The organism is Entomomonas moraniae (assembly GCF_003991975.1).
Lineage (GTDB): Bacteria > Pseudomonadota > Gammaproteobacteria > Pseudomonadales > Pseudomonadaceae > Entomomonas > Entomomonas moraniae.
Genome location: NZ_CP029822.1, coordinates 1,080,156 through 1,096,301, shown reverse-complemented (window position 1 = coordinate 1,096,301; position 16,146 = coordinate 1,080,156). Strand labels below are relative to the sequence as shown.

The window sequence follows — 16,146 nt, the reverse complement described above, 5'->3', positions numbered from 1 at the left end:
TTAATAAAAAAGCCAACCTATAAAGATAGTGTTGGCTTTAAAAGAAGAGGGAGGCTACTCCCATTCAATGGTGGCGGGAGGTTTACTAGAAACATCGTAAGTCACCCGTGAAATATCTTCTATTTCATTGATGATACGGTTAGAGACTTTTTCTAGTAACTCATAAGGGAGGTGAGCCCAGCGTGCGGTCATAAAATCGATGGTTTCAACAGCACGCAGTGCCACAACCCATGCATAGCGACGACCATCGCCAACAACACCAACAGATTTTACAGGTTGGAAAACTACAAAGGCTTGGCTCACTTTATGATACCAGTCGGCATTATGTAACTCCTCAATAAAAATATGATCTGCTTGGCGGAGTAGGCCAGCATATTCTTTTTTGATTTCACCTAAAATGCGGACGCCTAAACCAGGTCCTGGGAAAGGATGGCGATAGACCATGTTGTAAGGCAAACCTAGTTCAAGACCGATTTTACGAACTTCATCTTTAAATAATTCACGTAAAGGTTCAACCAGTTTTAATTTCATGTCTTCAGGCAGACCACCTACATTGTGGTGTGATTTGATAACATGAGCTTTGCCTGTTTTAGCACCTGCTGATTCAATTACATCAGGGTAGATGGTTCCTTGAGCTAAGAACTGAATGTTATCAAGTTTGTTTGACTCTTGGTCAAATACTTCAATAAAGGTGTTGCCAATGATTTTACGCTTTTGTTCAGGGTCACTGATACCTGCTAATTTACCAAGGAAAAGATCTTCTGCATTGGCACGAATAACTTTGACTCCCATGTTTTCGGCAAACATGGACATCACTTGGTCACCTTCATGTAGACGCAATAACCCATTGTCAACAAAAACGCACGTTAATTGACTGCCAATGGCTTTATGAAGTAATGCAGCCACTACAGAGGAATCGACACCGCCAGAAAGTCCAAGTAATACATTGGCATTACCCACTTGCTCACGTACTTTTTGCGTCATGTCTTCAATAATATTAGCGGGTGTCCATAATGCTTTGCATTGGCAAATATCAAGAATAAAACGAGATAGAATGCGCCCACCTTGTTTGGTGTGTGTGACTTCAGGGTGAAATTGTAAACCATACCAATGACGACCATTATCAACCATCCCGGCATAGGGGCAGCTAGGGGTTGATGCTAGTTTGGTAAAACCTTGTGGAAGTTGTGTTACTTTATCACCATGACTCATCCATACATCAAGTATAGGTGTTCCTGCATTATTATTGTCTTCAATTTTGTTGAGTAACTCAGATTTACCAACAATATCAACTTGGGCATAACCAAACTCACGTAATGTTGAGCTTTCAACTTTTCCACCTAGTTGCTCTGCCATAGTTTGCATGCCATAGCAAATACCTAATATCGGAATATTTAGCTCAAATACAACTTGCGGAGCACGAGGACTATTGATCTCATGCACAGACTCTGGCCCACCTGATAAAATAATACCTTTGGGTGAAAAATCACGAATAGCTTGCTCATCCATATCAAAAGGATGTAGCTCACAATAAACACCTATTTCTCTCACACGTCTTGCAATAAGTTGTGTGTACTGAGAGCCAAAATCAAGTATAAGAATGCGATGAGCGTGAATATCTTGGGTCATTATTTTTATCCAGTAAAGGGCCGATCAATAAAGAAAAGTTATCCCTTGATCAGTTGATGACCAAGGGATTTATTTTAACTAACGCGATAGTTCGGTGCTTCTTTTGTAATTTGTACATCATGTACGTGAGACTCTGCCATGCCTGCACCCGTAATACGTACAAACTCAGGTTTGGTACGCATGGTTGCAACATCAGGGCTTCCTGTATAACCCATCGCAGCACGTAATCCACCAATCATTTGATGAATAATTGCTCCTACGCTGCCTTTGAAGGGAACACGACCCTCAATCCCTTCGGGAACTAGTTTTTCAGAACCAGCGGAAGAGTCTTGGAAATAGCGATCACTTGAACCATGAGCTTGAGCCATTGCACCAAGAGAACCCATGCCGCGATATGACTTATAAGAGCGACCTTGATAGAGTTCGATTTCTCCAGGGGCTTCTTCTGTTCCTGCAAGCATTGATCCCATCATGACGGAGTAAGCACCTGCTGCAACAGCTTTAGCCAAATCACCTGAGAAGCGAATTCCACCATCTGCAATGAGCGGGATTCCTCTGTCTTTAAGTGCTGCTGCTACATTAGCAATGGCTGAAATTTGTGGAACACCAACACCCGCAACAACACGTGTAGTACAAATAGAACCAGGGCCAATACCTACTTTAACCCCATCAGCACCAGCATCAGCTAAAGCGATAGCGGCTTCACCTGTGGCAATGTTACCACCAATGACTTGTAGGTTAGGGTAAGTTTGTTTTGCCCAACGAACACGGTCAATAACGCCTTTAGAGTGGCCATGGGCTGTATCAATAATGATAACGTCAACTCCAGCTTCAACTAATGCTTTGATTCTATCTGGTGTTTCTGGGCCTGTACCAACGGCAGCCCCTACACGTAAACGATCTTCACTATCTTTTGTTGCAAGCGGGTAGGCTTTTGCTTTTTCTATATCTTTAACTGTCATCATGCCACGTAGCTGAAAGGCATCATTAACAATTAATACCTTTTCGATACGATGTTTGTGTAGCAATTGTCTAACTTCTTCTTTTTTAGCCCCTTCTTTTACGGTGACTAGTTTTTCTTTAGGCGTCATGACATCGTGAATTTTAGTGTTTAAATTGCTTTCAAAGCGAATGTCACGTGAAGTGACAATACCCACTAAATTTCCATTAGCAACGACGGGAACACCTGAAATATGGTATTGGTTAGTGATTTTAATCAGATCTGCAATCGTTTTGTCTGACTCAATAGTAATAGGGTTTTGTACCACCCCTGCTTCAAAACGTTTGACTTTACGTACTTCTGTCGCTTGTTGCTCGATAGTCATGTTTTTATGAATAATACCAATGCCGCCTTCTTGAGCCATGGCTATGGCTAAACGGGCTTCGGTAACGGTATCCATTGCAGCAGAGATAAGAGGAATATTTAACTCAATACCACGAGACAGTTGGGTTTTAAGATTAACAGTATTAGGCAATACTTCTGAATAGCCAGGGATGAGTAAAACATCATCGAAGGTGAGTGCTTCTTGCTTTATGCGTAACATAGATACTCCCAGCAGGGAAAAAATGAAGCACGTAATTATAACTAAACTTATCGAATCAAACAATCATTAAAATGTATTTATGAGTGAATAAATAAAGGTTTATTGTTCGTGTTAATCACCCTATAATGCAAAGATTTGTGATTGACGGATAGGAATGGATGAAGTCTCTAATATATGTACATGGTTTTAATAGTTCTGCTAAAAGTGCTAAAGCACAAGTACTTAAGAGTATAATGTTAGAATTAGGTGGCATTGCTCGTTTTAGAGCCCCCAACTTGTTAGTTTATCCATCACAAGCTATTGTACAGCTAGAAACCTTAATTATTCAGTTGGATTCACCAATATTAGTTGGTAGCTCGTTGGGCGGATACTATGCGACATATTTAGCAGAAAAGTTTAATTTAAAAGCATTATTAATTAATCCTGCTGTATTACCACATAAGTTACAAAGTAAAGTCTATATTGATGGACAAGATTGGCGTAATGAACCACTTTGTTCTGTTGATTCTTTTGGTAAGTTGTTAAAAGGCACTTACGGCGTACAAGAAGAAGATGAAACTTTTGCCGAAGACTATATTAATGAGCTAGCTAATTTAGAAGTTGCTCCTCCAACGGACAAAGAGCGGTATAAGGTTTGGCTTAAAAAAGGTGATAATGTATTGGATTATCGCTTTGCTAAAGACTGGTATAAAGATTGTGATGTGACAGTTGATGATGATGGTGATCATAGATTTGCTGATTTTAGTGATCATTTTCTAAAAGTATTAGATTGGGCAGAGTTAACCAAGTAAGTTTATAAAGAGAGTTTATGGCAAATACAACATATACTGCAGATGCAATTGAGGTTTTATCGGGGCTAGACCCTGTTCGTAAACGTCCTGGTATGTATACGGACACAACAAGACCTAATCACTTGGCTCAAGAGGTGATTGATAACAGTGTTGATGAAGCATTAGCTGGGTTTGCTAAGCATATTCGTGTTATTTTACATACGGACCAGTCATTAGAAGTTGTAGATGATGGGCGTGGTATGCCTGTGGATATACATCCTGAACAAGGTATCTCAGGGGTTGAATTAATTTTAACTAAACTCCATGCAGGTGGTAAGTTTTCTAATAAAAATTACCAGTTTTCTGGTGGTTTACACGGTGTAGGTATATCGGTTGTTAATGCCTTGTCTGATCGTTTGGAGGTGTATGTTAAACGTGAGGGCAATGAGTACCGGATGGTGTTTGAAAACGGCTATAAAGCTTCAGAGTTAGAGATCGTTGGGACAGCAGGTAAACGTAACTCAGGGACCAGTGTCCGCTTTTGGCCTAATGCCAGTTATTTTGACTCGCCCAAGTTCTCATTATCACGACTAAAACATCTTTTAAAAGCCAAGGCTGTTTTATGCCCTGGGCTTGTGATTAGCTTTGATGATTTAAATACAGAAGAACATATAGAATGGCATTATGAAAATGGCTTGCGCTCATATTTGTCAGAAGCTATGCAAGGTTTTGAATGTTTGCCTGAAACCCCTTTTATGGGAGGCATTACAGGCGAGAAAGAAGCCGTTGAATGGGCCGTGCTTTGGTTGCCTGAAGGCGGTGAACTGTTACAAGAAAGCTATGTTAACCTAATTCCAACACCTCTTGGTGGCACGCATGTGAATGGCTTGCGACAAGGTTTGTTGGATGCTATGCGTGAGTTTTGTGAATTTCGTAATTTACTACCCAAAAATTTAAAATTATCGGCCGAAGATATTTGGGAAAAAATCAGTTTTGTATTGTCGATGAAAATGCAAGACCCACAGTTCTCAGGGCAAACGAAAGAGCGTTTATCTTCCCGTGAGGCATCAGCTTTCATTACGGGTGTTGTTAAAGATGCTTTTAGCTTGTGGTTAAACTCCAACCCAGAAATTGGTAACCAACTGGCTGAGTTCGCCATTGGTAATGCGACAAAGCGTTTAAATGCTGGTAAAAAAGTTGCACGTAAAAAAGTAACCCAAGGCCCTGCATTACCTGGGAAGTTATCTGATTGTGCCACACAAGATGCTAGCCGCTCAGAATTGTTTCTAGTGGAGGGTGATTCGGCGGGTGGTTCTGCTAAGCAAGCGCGAGATAAAGACTTCCAAGCCATTATGCCACTACGTGGGAAAATTTTAAATACGTGGGAAGTTGATGGTAGCCAAGTGTTAGCCTCACAAGAAGTACATAATATTGCAGTAGCCATAGGGATGGACCCTGACTCGAATGATTTAACACAGCTACGCTACAATAAAATTTGTATTTTAGCGGATGCTGACTCTGATGGCTTGCACATTGCAACACTACTTTGTGCACTCTTTTTACAGCATTTTAGGCCTTTAGTAGAAGCGGGGCATGTTTATGTAGCTATGCCGCCTTTGTATCGTATTGACATTGGTAAAGAAATTTTTTATGCCTTAGATGAAAGCGAAAAAGATAGTATTTTAAACCGTATTGCTGCTGAAAAGAAAAGAGGCAAAGTACAGGTAACACGTTTTAAAGGATTGGGTGAGATGAATCCTTCACAACTACGCGTTACGACGATGGATCCAAATACTCGACGTTTAGTCCAGTTAACCTTAGATCATGCCGAAGAAACGTGTGAGATGATGGATATGTTACTCGCAAAAAAACGTTCCGCAGATCGTAAACAGTGGCTAGAGGATAAAGGCAATCTGGCTGAGGTGTTAATTTAAATGTTACACAGCAGTTTAGTATTTCTCTTAGTCGAGGGGGGGTATTAAATGACAGTGCAAAATCAACAACCTGCAGGTAAAAAAGCAGGTAAAACCATGATGATTATTGCTTGGCTACTAGGTATGCTACTTGCAGTAAAGTTTTTTGCAGGTTGGGAAGAGAAAAAAGCAAACCCTAACCAAGCTCCACAGTCCAGCTATGGTACAAACTATGTAGAAGTTATATTAGACAGTGGCCGTGGAGGGCATTATACGGCAAGTGGTTTCATCAATGGGCATAAGGTTAATTTCATGGTAGATACAGGTGCCACCAGTGTGGCCTTATCAGAACGTTTAGCCAATCAATTAAATGTAAAAAAATTAATACCGATTGATTTATCAACAGCCAATGGTGTGGTAAGAGGTTGGGCAACGAAGTTAGATACCGTTACTTTAGGCGCAATTGAACTGCATAATGTCTCCGCAACCATTACCCCTAATATGGATGATGATGTTTTGTTGGGAATGAGCTTTTTAAGGCCTTTAGACTTTGCCCACCGTAACAATCAATTGATATTACGCCAGTATAAGAGTAATCAGTAATGAGTGAAACAGTTAATATGAGTTTAGATGGCGTTGAGCGCCAATCACTGCGTACATTTACAGAGCAAGCGTATTTAAACTATTCTATGTACGTGATCATGGACCGGGCTTTACCTCACATTGGTGATGGTCTAAAGCCCGTACAACGACGTATTGTTTATGCAATGAGTGAGTTAGGCTTATCGGCTGATTCAAAACATAAAAAATCAGCCCGTACAGTAGGGGATGTGTTAGGTAAATATCATCCTCATGGTGATAGTGCTTGTTATGAAGCCATGGTGTTAATGGCTCAGCCTTTCTCTTACCGCTATCCTTTGGTCGATGGACAAGGTAACTGGGGTGCTCCTGATGATCCTAAGTCTTTCGCCGCTATGCGTTATACTGAAGCAAGATTATCACGTTATGCCGAAGTGCTTTTATCTGAGCTTGGGCAAGGTACTGTTGATTGGCAGCCTAATTTTGATGGTACATTGGATGAACCTGTTACATTACCTGCTCGTCTCCCTAATCTCTTACTCAATGGTACAACGGGGATTGCGGTGGGAATGGCGACCGATATTCCACCCCATAATCTAAGAGAAGTGGCTAATGCTTGTGTCCATTTGATTGACTACCCTCAGGCTACGCTGAATGAAGTATGCCGCTATATTCAAGGGCCAGATTTTCCTACTGAGGCTGAAATTATCACCCCGAAAGCCGATTTATTAAGTATTTATGAAACAGGGCGTGGTTCAGTTAAAATGCGAGCTGTCTATCAAGTCGAGGATGGTGATGTAGTGATTACCGCATTACCACACCAAGTATCTGGGGCAAAGGTATTAGAGCAGATAGCTGCACAGATGCAAGCAAAGAAATTGCCAATGGTGGCAGATTTACGGGATGAATCTGATCATGAAAATCCTACCCGTATTGTTATTGTGCCTCGTTCTAACCGTATTGATACTCAAGAGCTTATGCAGCATTTATTTGCAACAACAGAGCTTGAGTCTAGTTATCGCGTTAACATGAATATGATCGGTTTAAATGGTAAACCACAGGTTAAAAATCTGTTAGAGATGCTAACAGAGTGGTTGCTGTACCGTATTCAAACAGTGCGCCGTCGTTTACAGTTCCGTTTAGATAAGGTAGAACACCGTTTACACTTATTAGAAGGGTTATTGATTGCTTTTCTTAACTTAGACAAAGTCATCGAGATTATTCGTACCGAAGATCATCCTAGGTTAGTCTTGATGCAAACCTTTAATTTAACAGAGTTGCAAGCTGACTATATTCTTGACACAAAATTACGCCAATTAGCCCGTCTTGAAGAAATGAAAATTCGTGGTGAACAAGATGAGTTGCAAAAAGAGCGTGATTATCTATTAAGCTTACTTAATAATGATACCAAGCTACGCGCGTTAGTACGTCAAGAAATCATCCAAGATGCTGAAACTTATGGTGATGATCGTCGCTCACCTATTATTGAGCGTGAAGAAGCCAAAGCTTTATCTGAGAATGAACTTTTACCTACAGAACCTATTACTGTCGTTTTATCTGAAAAAGGGTGGGTGCGTTGTGGCAAAGGGCATGATCTTGAACCTGCCATGCTTTCCTATAAAGCGGGTGATGGTTATTTAGCCAGTGCGCTTGGGCGTTCTAACCAATCGGCAGTGTTTATTGATAACACTGGACGCAGTTATAGCCTTGCTAGCCATTCGCTTCCCTCTGCTAGAGGTCAAGGTGAACCTCTCACGGGCCGTTTAGCGCCACCCGCTGGGGCACGCTTTGAATGTGTTTTATTGCCAGACGACAACGCGCTTTATGTGATTGCCTCTGATGCGGGTTATGGTTTTGTTGTAAAAGGTGAAGATTTACAAACTAAAAATAAAGCAGGTAAAGCACTGCTTAGTTTGCCTGAAAATGCTAAAGTTATTGTTCCTCAGCCAGTTAATGATCTTGAGAAAGATAGAATTGCAGCAGTTACCAACGAGGGGCGTTTATTGATATTCCCGATTGCTGATTTACCACAATTGGCAAAAGGAAAGGGCAATAAAATTATCAATATCAGTAGTTCACGTGCGGTTACTCATGAAGAGTATATGGTGTGTGTGGCTGTTTTACCACCTGAGGCAACGCTAATTCTGCAATCAGGTAAGCGTACTATTGCTTTAAAATCTACAGACCTTGAACATTATTTAGGCGAGCGTGGCCGACGTGGTAATAAGCTACCTCGAGGCTTTCAGCGTGTGGATGGAATGACGGTAGAGCTTACAAAAAAAGCTATTAATACAATGGAAGCTGATTTGCTAACACATGAGTGATCTGGTGGACTATATTAGCATAGGTTCGGTGGCATTATAATGCAGTTTCAATTTTCAATAAGTCTATATTATCAGTATTTATTTGTTGGTTAGTTCTTCTTTAAAGAGCTTTGTTTGTTGATCGAGAAAACGGAGTAAAGTCGGCATTCTGTGTTTACCTGCCATGGATTTAATGCATTCAGCTGCGAAGTTTATTTCAATGCCGACGCTTGTGAAATAGAGTGTATGTATGCTCTTACCTCGCAATACCTCTTTAAGATAATCACTATTGTCCGAAAAAGGCTTTTTAGCTATCCCGATAATGGGGATTGATTCTTTTAATGCTTGATAAAGGTGGCCGCCGAGCCCTATTTTTCCTTCGTCTAAATAAATATAACCATCAACCACAATGGTAGGGACTTCATGTAAATCAATTTTGTTAAGTAGAGAGAGAATACAAGGGAGCTCCCGTAAATAAAATGCCCCTGATTGATAGGGCGCTATATTTTCACGGTAATCAGTAATCACGGCATGAGGTGTTTCGGACTGTCACGTTTCATATAAAATACCCACTGTTTTAGCTTTATTATCAATATAGTAAACATCAATTGCTAATATCATGTTATCCCTTTTTATATAAAATATGCCATGGCTAAACGGCTTTACCCTGTATTTTAGCAAGGCCTTTTAAGTATGAAATAGTGTTTGTTATGTTATTTTTGAGTGAATTTATAAAAAAAGTTAGGCTCACTCACAATATAGAGATTTCCCTTGTTATCCATCGTGATGCCTTCTGGTTGACGAAGTGTATGCCATAAGCCATGTTGTCCAGTGGTGAGTGGAAAACATCCCACGATTTGGTCATTTTTATTCAATGCTAAAATGAGTTTAGACTCATCGGAGAGTACCAACAATGTTTGGTCAGGAGCATAGAAGTGTAGTCCTGAAATATCAGTTAAAAACGCAGACCAATCTTTTTTTATCTCTGCTATATGAATAACGTCACTTTCAATCCACCCCGTTATTTTATAAATAGTGATCGGGCTTGATTCATTGGAAACATAGATTATTTTTCTTTGGTGATCATAAGCCAACCCTTCTAATCCTTTATTGTATTGATAGCTTTTTTCTAGTGTGAGTTGTAAGGCATCTTGACTATTAATACTATTCGTTTGTTCATTGAGCGTTACTTTTATTAATCGATGGAACCGCTCATCTGCCACAATAAACTGATTATTCCCTATGTACTCAATGGCCTCTGGATCGGTAATACCGTTAAGTGTTATTTTTCTGAGTAGTTCACCTTGTGTAGAGAGCTCAACAATGGTTGCTGGTTTATTAAGCGTACCAAATAATGTTCGTGTGTCTTCATTCCATGTAAGTGCTGATAAGTTATTATCAATACTATCAATGGTTTTTTTATTAATGGCTATCTGAAAATGACTAAGTTGCAATGTGTTAGGTGAATAGGCTATTTGCAAGCAATTTTGTTGTTGCCTTGTTTGACACCCTGTTAACGTTATCGTGACTAATAAGAGAAAGGTTAGTGGTTTTATTAGACGACTAAAGGGTAGTTTGTGCTGTCTCAAATGCTTCGATATAAGGTTTGGCAAATTGTTGGTCAATGATGAGTGATACAAAATCCTTACCTTCCTTATTCTTGGCATCAAGTGGGAATCCTTGTTGTTTAAAAAAGACTAAAAAGCGTTCAAAGTCCTCTATTCTTAAACTATGATAAGCTCGTATTAGTTTATGGAGTGGGGCAGGTAAGCTGTCATCTGCAGGCTCAACATTTAAGAATACCTTTATTTGCTCATTGGTCATCGGTTCTCCAATGATTTGCTTTTTATCTTTACGCATGGTTTTCTCATCTCCATTAATTCTAAATTAGGCCACTATATTAATGGTTTTCAATAAAGTTAGCCTAAATTTTTAGTCATATCCTTATGACATTAATTAATAACTTAGTTATTTATTCGTACCTTAATGCTTCAGCAGGTTGTGTCTTTGATGCTCGATAAGCAGGGTAAAGTGTAGCTAAAAAGCTTAGTATAAGTGCTGCAATGCATACCGTAACAATATCACTTATCTGCATGTCTACAGGTAAAAAATTAATTGCAAAAACCTCTGTAGAAAATACTTCGCTTCCTGTGAGTCTTTCATACCATCCTGCGACGGTATTGATGTATTTGGTTAAAAGAATACCCAGTACAGTGCCAGAGGTGATACCGATAAGACCAATAAAGGTACCTTGTATCATGAAGATACTCATAATTTGTCTAGGTGTAGCACCCAGTGTACGTAAAATGGCAATGTCTAAACGTTTGTCAGCAACCACCATGATGAGGGTAGCAATAATATTAAAGGCAGCGACAGCAACAATAATCATTAACAGTAGACCAATCATGGTTTTTTCCATTTTCATGGCACTGAATAAACTGCCTTGTGTTTTTGTCCAATCCTCTGCTTGGTAGTCATCGCCAAGTTCTTTAGCGAGTTTTTTAATGACCACAGGGGCTTGGAAAAGGTCTTTTAATTTTAAGCGTACGCCTTCTACTTGATTGGGTTGCCATTGTTTTATTTTAGCCGCATCACTGTAATGCATGAATGCCATGCTGTTATCAATATCTGAGTTGGTGCGGAAAGTGCCGACGACGACAGCTTTTTGCATGCGAGGTGTAATACCACTCACCGAGTCACTTACAATGGGAACAACTAATAACAATGGTGAGCCTATTCTAATACGCAAGTTTCCTGCGGTTGCTTCACCAATAATTACCCCGTATTCATCAGGTTTTAGATTGCTATAGTTGCCATAAGTGATATGTTTTCTGAGGGTTGATACTTGGTCTTCCTGTTCTGGATCAATACCACTTATCATGACAGGGCTCATTGTCCCTCTAGATGATAACATCCCTTGTATTTGAGTGATAGGTGCAACCCCAACCACCTGAGGGTTCTTTTTTAGTTTGGTTGCGATTGCTTGCCAATCATCGATCGGTTGATCGTGATGGGTAATAATGCCATGGGAAACCATTCCTAAAATTCGGTCACGCATCTCTTTTTGAAAACCATTCATAACCGATAAAACTGTAATCATGGCAATAACGCCTAATGATAAACCAATCATCGAGGTTAATGAGATGAACGAAATAAATTGATTGCGACGTTTCGCACGAATATAACGTAGGCCAATAAATAACGTGAAAGGTTTAAACATAAGACTATTCTTCTATTAGTTTCCCTTCAGTGAGGCGTAATGTACGATCCATTTGCCCCGCAAGTTCTAATGAATGTGTGACGACCAAAAATGAAGTACTAAGCGATTTACTTAATTCGAGCATTAACGCTTGTATGCTCTGTGCCGTGTATTGGTCTAGATTACCTGTTGGCTCATCTAATAAAACTAATTTAGGCTGGTTAACCAGTGCGCGTGCAATGGCGACACGCTGCCTTTCTCCACCAGAAAGTTCTGAAGGCTTATGTTTTAGACGATGTGCTAAACCTACTCTGTCAAGGAGTTCTGTTGCTCGTTGTTGTGCTTCATTAACAGATGTTTTACCAATAAGTAACGGCATACAAACATTTTCAAGTGCAGAAAACTCAGGTAATAGATGATGAAATTGATAAACAAAACCAAGGGCTTCATTTCTGAGTAATCCACGGGCTTTTTCATTAAGGGCTGAAAGTTCTTTTCCTGCTAGCCAGACACTTCCTGATGTAGGAGTATCTAGGCCACCCAATAGGTTTAATAGTGTACTTTTACCTGCACCCGACTGGCCGATAATAGCTGCACGTTCACCAGCTTTTAAGTTTAACTCTACATCCGATAATACCTGAACTGCATTGGGGCCTTGTTGGTAAACCATGCCTAAATTTTTACAGCTTAAAACAAAAGAATCATTCATAACGTAATGCCTCTGCTGGTTGAATACGTGCTGCTCGCCATGCAGGGTAGAGTGTTGCTAAAAAACTTAACACTAATGCAGCACCGCAGATTGTCACAACATCACTTAACATGACTTGTGACGGTATGTAATCAATAAAGTAAATTTCAGAATTTAAGAACTGGTGGCCTGTTATTTTTTGTACCCAAGCTAAGATACTGCTGATTTTAAATGCAGCTAATACACCTAAAATACCACCAATTAAGGTACCGATGACACCAATAACAGTACCCTGTACCATGAATATACTCATAATTTGTGTAGGGCTTGCACCGAGTGTACGTAAAATAGCAATATCAGATTTTTTATCAGTCACTACCATAACCAGTGTGGAAATGATATTGAATGCTGCAACGGCTACAATCAACAGTAGCAACATACCAATCATATTTTTTTCTAAACGAATGGCTTGATAAAGACCACCGTAATTGGCTTTCCAAGTGGTTGCGTAAAAGTTTTTACCATCAGGTATGCTTTTTAAAACATCCATTGCAACGCTATTTGAGTCAAAAAGGTTTTTTAATTTTAGGCGTAAAGCCAGTGTTTGATTAACAGGGAGACGAATAAGGCGATTAGCATCTTCTATGTTCATCATGGCGAAGTGATTGTCTAACTCGCCAGTACCTGCATGAAAAATACCTTTTACTGTAAAGCGTTTCATTCGAGGGAAAATACCCGCTGGTGTTACGGATGCCTCGGGCATAATGAAGGTAACTTTGTCACCAATTGCAAGATTTAATTTTTTTGCAATGCCTGAACCAACAATGATATCGAACTGTCCTGGAGCTAGATCATCTAGTTTTCCTTGGGTTATGTATTGATTAATGATAGAGACGTCTTTTTCTGCTTCGGGGTTAATGCCACTGGCCTGAATAAATGATATTTGCTTATTAGCACTGAGCATCCCTTGCATTTCTAATACTGGAGCCACGCCAATAACATCAGGATTTTTTTCTTTTATAATGTTGGTTAGTGCTTGCCAGTCATCTATAGGCTGATATGTTTTAACCATCACTTGAGGGATCAAGGAGAGTACACGCTCGCGCATTTCACGGTCAAAGCCATTCATTACTGATAAAACTAAGATCATGACCATCACCCCAAGTATGAGGCCAAGCATGGAAGTAAAAGAAATAAAGGATACAAAATGGCTGCGTCGTTTAGCTTTTGTATAACGTAATCCAACAAAAATAGGAAAAGGTCGAAACATAACTGTCTGTTAATACCAATCTTTTGTAAAGCCTATAATAGTACCTTTGTTTGTATAAAAAGCACACTATTATTTTTTAATAGTGTGTATGAAAAAGTGTTTTAGTCTGATTGTATGGTCTTTAAAAAGTAAATGGCCAATTAAGATTGCATTTTAATAATTGTTAAATGATAATCATTATTTTTTACAAGGAGTATGATTATGCAAACAATGATCAGGATAGGGCTTGCTACCACATTATTGTTAACGAGTAGTATTGTTATGGCTAATGCTGAAAATACTAAAGAAGCTACATTACCTAATAATCCTAAAAGTGTTGCATCGTTTGATTTAGGTGTGGTTGATACATTAGATCAGTTGCGAGTGCCAGTGGCAGCGCTACCTAAACAAGCTCTTCCAAACTATTTAAAAAAATATAAGTCAAGTAATTATGTAGATATTGGTGGGTTAAAATCACCTGATATTGAAAAACTTAATCAGTTGCATCCAAATTTAATAGTTATCTCTGGTAGACAGCAGGCACAATATGATGAATTTGCTAACATTGCACCTACTGTTAACTTGAGTGTTGACCCAAAAGAGTATGAGCATTCTTTTAAAAATAACATGGTTATGTTAGGAAAGCTGTTTAATAAATTGCCTGAAATGAGCACTGAGCTAGCGGTTATTGATAAAAAAGCACAGGATATTCAGAAGAAGGTAAAAGGTTCGCCAGCTAACACATTGATTACTGTGCATTATAAGGGGCGTTTAATGGCGGGGGACCAGACGAGTTATGCAGGGTTGATAAATGGCTGGTTAGGATTTAAAGGTGTTGATTTATCGGAGATCAGAAAAAAGAATAGTAATACACCACGATTGGTTTTAGAGAGTAAAGAAATTGCGGCACTTAATCCTGATATTTTATTTGTTATTGATCGAGGCGAGGCGATAGGTGAGGGTAAACTAGATACGAATAAAATAGAAGATCAGTATATTAAACAGACGAATGCCTATAAGAATAATAAAATCATCTATTTGACTCCTGATTTATGGTATTTGTCGGGTAATGGATTGCAAAGTGTTGCTCTGCAAATGGATGAAGTTACTCAGGTATTAAAGAAGTAAATGGCCTGTCATAAAAGCCCTTATGGGCTTTTATGAGTGATTAGATTCTTTTTCTAATAAAGCTTCCTATGAAAATGAGTCTTTTAAAATCAAAGTATTAAAATTATTTACTCGTAATAACTCATTAAAAGCTCATAATTTAATGAACGAGTTATTACGGTTATCTAAATATTTATCCGTCATTACCATGAATTTGTGTCCTAATAATTTCTTGGTAAACTCCGCGCCTTTCTCAATCTCATAAACCCTAGCTGATAAACCTCTTATCTCGTGATAGGTTGGCTTATTATCCATATCTGGCAGAGCTTTATTAAATGATTCTCTTAGTGTGCGTATGGAAATATTGCAAATTAACCGGCTGTCATTTTTAAGTAATTCTAAAACGCCTCTAAGATCAAGCTTAATAGCCTCTAGCCTTATTGAAAGAGGTATAGCTATCCTTGCCCCTGTTTTAGACTGTTCAATATAAAGTCTATCCTCTTTTATATCTTCCCATTTAAGGCGCGTTATATCACCTATGCGTTGACCAGTTAAAAGAGACAACATAAATATGTATCCATACTTTTTTGGTGCGTTATTAAAGGCACTTTTAAATTGATTTAGCTCTAGTCTGGCTCTCATAACTTTAGTCTTTGGTGGCTTAGTTATTATGACAGGATTATTGTTTGTAATGCCTCCAACTATTACCTCTTTGAACGCGTCTGACAGGGCGGTGTATAGGTGCCCCTTTATAGTTATTTATAAAATCAGCTATATCTTTAGGCGTTATATCAAGGATGTTTTTATCTCCTAGTTTAGATTTAATAATGTTTATTTTTGATCTGTAATCGACTAAAGTTTTCTCTCTTAGTTCTCTGCTGTTAACAATGTCATAGTATTGGTCTAGCCACTCATGAAGCGTTACGACTTGAACATGATTAATACAGTCTAAGATATAGATAGAGGGTTTTAATATGACTAAATTTGCTTGTATTGCTTCGATCACTGCTAAAGATTTATTTTTACCTAATGAGTATTCTTTTTTATCTCTTATATCTCTGTAGTAGTAAATACATTTTCTTAGGTATAAATTAGGCGGTAAATTTTTTTGTTTTTAGCCTAATCAGCAGGGGCTTTTTTTATGCCTGAAATAAATCTATACTTT

At 38.9% G+C, this 16,146-nt stretch carries 15 protein-coding genes and 1 pseudogene; 5 read left to right on the top strand and 11 right to left on the bottom strand.

The window, feature by feature from the left end; translation table 11 throughout:
- Window positions 1-54 precede the first annotated feature (54 nt).
- Together guaA and guaB are read right to left on the bottom strand one after the other, a co-directional pair.
- Window positions 55-1,629, bottom strand: a complete 1,575-nt coding sequence (guaA, locus tag DM558_RS05160; protein WP_127162401.1) for a glutamine-hydrolyzing GMP synthase — start codon at window positions 1,627-1,629, stop codon at window positions 55-57.
- Between the two features lie 74 nt (window positions 1,630-1,703).
- Window positions 1,704-3,173, bottom strand: a complete 1,470-nt coding sequence (gene guaB / locus DM558_RS05155) for an IMP dehydrogenase (RefSeq protein ID WP_127162399.1) — start codon at window positions 3,171-3,173, stop codon at window positions 1,704-1,706.
- 158 nt (window positions 3,174-3,331) lie between these two features.
- Between guaB and DM558_RS05150 the strand changes: the two genes are divergently transcribed.
- From DM558_RS05150 to parC, 4 genes are read left to right on the top strand one after another with little or no spacing between them, the layout of a single operon-like run.
- On the top strand, window positions 3,332-3,964 hold the full coding sequence (locus tag DM558_RS05150; RefSeq protein WP_127162397.1) for a YqiA/YcfP family alpha/beta fold hydrolase: 633 nt from the start codon (window positions 3,332-3,334) through the stop codon (window positions 3,962-3,964).
- A 17-nt stretch (window positions 3,965-3,981) separates the two neighbouring features.
- Window positions 3,982-5,877, top strand: coding sequence for a DNA topoisomerase IV subunit B (parE, locus tag DM558_RS05145; protein ID WP_127162395.1), 1,896 nt, complete (start codon window positions 3,982-3,984; stop codon window positions 5,875-5,877).
- Window positions 5,878-5,925: 48 nt separating this feature from the next.
- Entirely contained in the window at window positions 5,926-6,459 is a 534-nt protein-coding gene (locus DM558_RS05140) for a retropepsin-like aspartic protease family protein (protein WP_228411826.1), read from the top strand.
- The gene (parC, locus tag DM558_RS05135) at window positions 6,459-8,759 is read left to right on the top strand and encodes a DNA topoisomerase IV subunit A (RefSeq protein WP_127162393.1); all 2,301 of its coding nucleotides are present in this window, start codon (window positions 6,459-6,461) and stop codon (window positions 8,757-8,759) included. The genes DM558_RS05140 and parC overlap by 1 nt, the downstream gene beginning before the upstream one ends.
- Before the next feature lie 78 nt (window positions 8,760-8,837).
- On the opposite strand, the gene DM558_RS05130 is transcribed toward parC, so the two are convergent.
- The 6 genes from DM558_RS05130 to DM558_RS05105 form a co-directional block, all read right to left on the bottom strand.
- The gene (locus DM558_RS05130; RefSeq protein ID WP_228411825.1) at window positions 8,838-9,266 is read right to left on the bottom strand and encodes an endonuclease V; all 429 of its coding nucleotides are present in this window, start codon (window positions 9,264-9,266) and stop codon (window positions 8,838-8,840) included.
- 185 nt (window positions 9,267-9,451) lie between these two features.
- A complete protein-coding gene (locus tag DM558_RS05125; protein ID WP_164731254.1) occupies window positions 9,452-10,327 on the bottom strand; it encodes an SdiA-regulated domain-containing protein in 876 nt (291 codons plus the stop codon).
- Window positions 10,302-10,598, bottom strand: a complete 297-nt coding sequence (locus tag DM558_RS05120; protein ID WP_127162389.1) for a PA4642 family protein — start codon at window positions 10,596-10,598, stop codon at window positions 10,302-10,304. Before DM558_RS05120 ends, DM558_RS05125 begins: the two co-directional genes overlap by 26 nt.
- Before the next feature lie 112 nt (window positions 10,599-10,710).
- Complete coding sequence (locus tag DM558_RS05115; protein WP_127162387.1) at window positions 10,711-11,958, bottom strand: lipoprotein-releasing ABC transporter permease subunit; 1,248 nt, start codon at window positions 11,956-11,958, stop codon at window positions 10,711-10,713.
- Window positions 11,959-11,962: 4 nt separating this feature from the next.
- On the bottom strand, window positions 11,963-12,646 hold the full coding sequence (lolD, locus tag DM558_RS05110; RefSeq protein ID WP_127162385.1) for a lipoprotein-releasing ABC transporter ATP-binding protein LolD: 684 nt from the start codon (window positions 12,644-12,646) through the stop codon (window positions 11,963-11,965).
- A complete protein-coding gene (locus DM558_RS05105) occupies window positions 12,639-13,895 on the bottom strand; it encodes a lipoprotein-releasing ABC transporter permease subunit (protein WP_127162383.1) in 1,257 nt (418 codons plus the stop codon). The genes lolD and DM558_RS05105 overlap by 8 nt, the downstream gene beginning before the upstream one ends.
- A 201-nt stretch (window positions 13,896-14,096) precedes the next feature.
- On the opposite strand from DM558_RS05105, the gene DM558_RS05100 reads away from it, so the two are divergent.
- Window positions 14,097-15,002 (top strand): siderophore ABC transporter substrate-binding protein, encoded by a 906-nt coding sequence (locus DM558_RS05100; protein ID WP_164731253.1) that lies wholly within the window; start codon window positions 14,097-14,099, stop codon window positions 15,000-15,002.
- A 132-nt stretch (window positions 15,003-15,134) separates the two neighbouring features.
- Here the strand turns inward: DM558_RS05100 and DM558_RS15775 are convergent, their stop codons facing one another.
- From DM558_RS15775 to DM558_RS15905, 3 genes and pseudogenes are all read right to left on the bottom strand, one after another.
- Complete coding sequence (locus DM558_RS15775; protein WP_228411824.1) at window positions 15,135-15,623, bottom strand: tyrosine-type recombinase/integrase; 489 nt, start codon at window positions 15,621-15,623, stop codon at window positions 15,135-15,137.
- A 37-nt stretch (window positions 15,624-15,660) separates the two neighbouring features.
- Window positions 15,661-15,987 (bottom strand): tyrosine-type recombinase/integrase, encoded by a 327-nt coding sequence (locus tag DM558_RS15770; RefSeq protein WP_267128202.1) that lies wholly within the window; start codon window positions 15,985-15,987, stop codon window positions 15,661-15,663.
- Window positions 15,967-16,080, bottom strand: a pseudogene (locus DM558_RS15905) (phage integrase Arm DNA-binding domain-containing protein); the annotation flags it as partial. The pseudogene DM558_RS15905 and the gene DM558_RS15770, both read right to left, overlap by 21 nt.
- Window positions 16,081-16,146: the final 66 nt, after the last annotated feature.